The organism is Ottowia beijingensis (assembly GCF_042680925.1).
Lineage (GTDB): Bacteria > Pseudomonadota > Gammaproteobacteria > Burkholderiales > Burkholderiaceae_C > Ottowia > Ottowia beijingensis.
Genome location: NZ_JBHUEP010000015.1, coordinates 1 through 1,098, shown reverse-complemented (window position 1 = coordinate 1,098; position 1,098 = coordinate 1). Strand labels below are relative to the sequence as shown.

The following is a 1,098-nucleotide window of genomic DNA, read 5'->3' as shown; positions in this document are numbered from 1 at the left end:
GGGCCGCCGGGCGCCCGCCGGGGGCGGCAGGGGCGGCGGCGCTGCCGCCGGCGGTGCCGCTGGAGAGCAGGCGCAGCGCGGCATCGACCTCGGCGGCCGAGGTGTGCTTGAGCGGGAACACGCCGACCGACATGCCGCGCAGCAGGTTGACGTCGAAGGTGGCGACGAGGTCGAGCCAGCCCTCGGCCTCGGCGCGGGTGCCGCGCATGACGAGGATGTTGCGCAGGCTGTCGACGCGCAGGATGGCGTCGGCCGAGACCATGGGGCGCAGGATGTTGGCCATTTCGCCGGCGCCCAGGTACTGCAGCGGAATGATGACGGCGCCGTAGCCGGGCGGCAGCGGCTGGCCGCCGGCGGCCAGCGCGGGGGCGCTGACGACGCCGCGCAGGGCTTCGGGCGTGCCGACGTGGTAGGTGCCGCGGCTGTCGCGCGCCATGACGATGCCGTTGACCTGCAGCGCGGTTTCGAGCAGCAGCAGGGCGCGGTCGGCGCTGACGGCGTCGCGCGTGGTGAGGGTGATGCTGCCGGCAAGCGGCGGGTGGATGACGTAGTCGACCTTGAGCAGGTCGCTGAGCATGACCTTGACCACCTCGGCGGCGGGCGCGCCCTCGAACTTGAGGCTGGTGCTGCCGCGCGCGGGGGCGTTGGCGGCGATGCGCGGCGGCGCCACCAGGCGGTCGTTGCCGCGGATGATGATGGGGTCGGTGTGGCGCGCGTCGTCGGCCGCCACGGGGGCCGAGGCGGCGGGCGCGGGCGCCGGGGCCAGGATGCCGGCCGTCGGCAGGGCCTCGGCCGGGAGCTGCGCCGGCGCCGTGTCGGCCAGCGGGGCGGCCGGCTGGGCGCAGGCCGCCAGCGAGGCGAGCAGAAGCAGGACGACGAGGGACAGGGGGGTGCGGGACATGGGCATGCGGAAAGTCGGTGGACCTGGGAACGTGGCGCCGCTCAGCGCGGGGCCTTGGCGGGTGCAGGCGGCGGGGCGGACACGGAACCGCCGAAGGACCCGGTGGACAGGGCCGGGCGGGCCGCGCCGGCGGGCGGGGCGGCGGCAGCGGGTGCGGGCGCGGGTGCGGGCGCGGGTGCCGCAGCGGCAGGCGCGGC

General features: G+C 77.4%; 1 pseudogene. It reads right to left on the bottom strand.

The features are described 5' to 3' along the window. Positions 1–901, bottom strand: a pseudogene (locus ACFSCU_RS17785) (type II secretion system secretin GspD); the annotation flags it as partial. Between the last annotated feature and the right edge of the window lie 197 nt (positions 902–1,098).